Annotated in this window: 2 protein-coding genes; both read right to left on the bottom strand. The window is 67.5% G+C overall.

The features are described 5' to 3' along the window. Positions 1-424: 424 nt before the first annotated feature. Positions 425-1,660: an alpha/beta fold hydrolase gene (locus RMO85_RS09190; RefSeq protein WP_310528426.1), complete on the bottom strand. Its 1,236-nt coding sequence runs from the start codon at positions 1,658-1,660 to the stop codon at positions 425-427. After that, positions 1,657-2,367 (bottom strand): IclR family transcriptional regulator (locus RMO85_RS09185; RefSeq protein ID WP_310528425.1); only part of this gene is annotated, 711 nt, incomplete at its 5' end. The genes RMO85_RS09185 and RMO85_RS09190, both read right to left, overlap by 4 nt.

The following is a 2,367-nucleotide window of genomic DNA, read 5'->3' as shown; positions in this document are numbered from 1 at the left end:
CCGAGGGGCCCTCGGCACCGTGAGATCGCCAGCGACGGTGCCGCGTGGCCGACGGCACCGTAGTGGTCCCCGCGATCGACGTCTGGCTCCCCGCGAGGCAGCAGCGAACCGTGCCAGCAAGCGACGTCATCCATCAACGATGCGCCCCAACTGGAGTCGCGTCAACAGCCGCCACAATTCGAGATTGAGACACGAGAGGACACCAGCGGACTGCAGTAGGCACAAGCTGACTCTCGTGACCAGAATCTTCATTTCGATATCTCATCCCTCGGTCGTCGGACGGCTCGAACCGGAACGCGTTGCCGACAAAGTCAGAGGTATCGCCCCAAGCCCCCGTTGCCCCGATCGCATTCGTGGTCGCAGGCCGTCTCCTGATCGGGAGGACAGCGGTTCGAATCCTTGGCTGTGCGATAGGCCCTGTCGGTCACCGGCGCGATCCGAGGAAGTCCGCGAGCAGACGGTTGAAGTCTGGCGCGTGTTCGATCTGGACCCAGTGCCCGCACTGGCCGAAGACGTGCAGCTGGGAGTCCTGGATCAACTCGTGCAGGTGTAGGGAGGTGGCCAGCGGGATGACGCGGTCTTCGCGTCCGTGGACGACCAGGGTCGGGTGCCCGATCGCGCGGACGAGGTCCTCCTCGATCGTCATGGCGTCGAGGCTGGCCTGACGTGGAGCAGGGAACATCGCGGCGTACGCGTCCTGGACGCCTGGACGAGTTGCGGCGGCCAGTCGCAGCCCGGCGAGGTCATCGTTGACCAGAGTGTGATCGTGGGCGAAGACGTCGAGAAGGGCCCGCATGTTTGCCAGCGACGGCTCGAATCCCCAGACCCGGTCGAGCCCGGCCGTGATGGGGAACGACACCCCGACGCTGCCCATCAGCACCAACCGTTCGACTCGCTCGGGGTGTCGGGTGGCGAGGCTGAGGGCGAGGGCGCCGCCGAAACTGTTGCCCACCAGCGAGACGCGCTCCAGTTCGAGCGCGTCGAGGAAGCCGACGAGGTGGTCGGTCCAGGCGCCGAGGTCGTAGCGGGCGGCGGGTGGGCGGTCGGTGTAGCCGAAGCCCAGGACGTCGGGCGCGATCACACGGAAATTCTCGGCGACGAGTGCGGGGAGCGTCAGGCGCCAGTTGGCCCACGCGCTGACGCCCGGACCTGAGCCGTGGATGAGGACGACGGGGGGTCCTGAGCCCAGGTCGTGATAGTTGGTGCGGATACCGGCGACGGTGACGTTGTCGCCGATCTCGGGACTCTGGGCGGCCGTCTCCGGCACGCCAAGCCGATTTGCTCGAGCCTGTGCCAGCAGCCGCTCGCGCATCGACTGGTGTGGCTGCACCGGCGGCAGCATTGCCTCCACCCATCCGTCGACGACGCGGGTCGGATAGACCACCGCGCCGGTCTCCGACTGGTCAGTGCGTTCGCCCGTCGAGAGATCGAAGCGCCAGAAATGGCCGGGGCAGACCAGCGTTCCCTGTTTCACGATCCCGCCCGAGAGGGCGATGTCGCGGTGAGGACAGCGGTCGAGCAGTGCGACGTGTTCTCCCTCGTTCGTCATCGCGACACAGACCCGGTCCCGGTCTTGACCGGAGTCCCCGACGACCTTGCCGACCGGTCGGTCGGAGAGGACCTCGTCGACACGACAGATCCGCTCCCAGCTGCCGGTCACTGGGTCCACCCCAGTCCGGAGGAGATGCGCACCGCTGTCTCGACAACGGGGCCCGCAAGGTGGCGCAGGCCGCGCTCCACGTCTTCGACGTACTCCGCGACTGACACGGATGCCACGACCTGACCGAGCGGATCGCGGATCGGTGCGTCGATCGAGCACATGCCCGGCTGGGACTCGCCGCGGTTCTCCGCAAAGCCCTGGCGGCGGACCCGCGTCAACTCGGAGAGAAAGTCCGCCCGCGAGGTGATCGTGCGCGGCGTCTTGGGCGACAGACGCATGCCCTGCACGAGGCGCTTCTGGTGGTCATCCGGCAAGAACGCCAGCAGCACCTTGCCGCTCGACGTCGCGTGGGCAGCGTTGCGGCTGCCGACCGCGCGGAAGACCGGGATGGCCCCTCGCCCTTCGCGTCGCTCGACGTACAGCACGTCGAGGCCATCGAGGATGGCGATGTGCAACGTGCCGGGCGTCTTCGTGCGCAACTGGTCGAGAGGGATCGTCGCGGCTTCGTGCAGCCGTTGGGCCGTCTCGGCACTGGCTCCGAGGGATCGCATCGTCGTGGTCAGCCGGAACAGCCCCGTCTCCTCGACCTTCTCGAGCAGGCCTTCCTCGACCAGGGTCCAGATGACGCGATGAGCGGTGGTCTTGCCGACGCCGACACGACGGGCCAGCTGGGTGACACCGAGCTGGGTGCTGTGCTTGCCGAACTC

Origin of the sequence: Nocardioides sp. (assembly GCF_031422975.1) — a bacterium.
Lineage (GTDB): Bacteria > Actinomycetota > Actinomycetes > Propionibacteriales > Nocardioidaceae > Nocardioides.
This window is presented reverse-complemented; position numbering and strand designations above follow the sequence as displayed.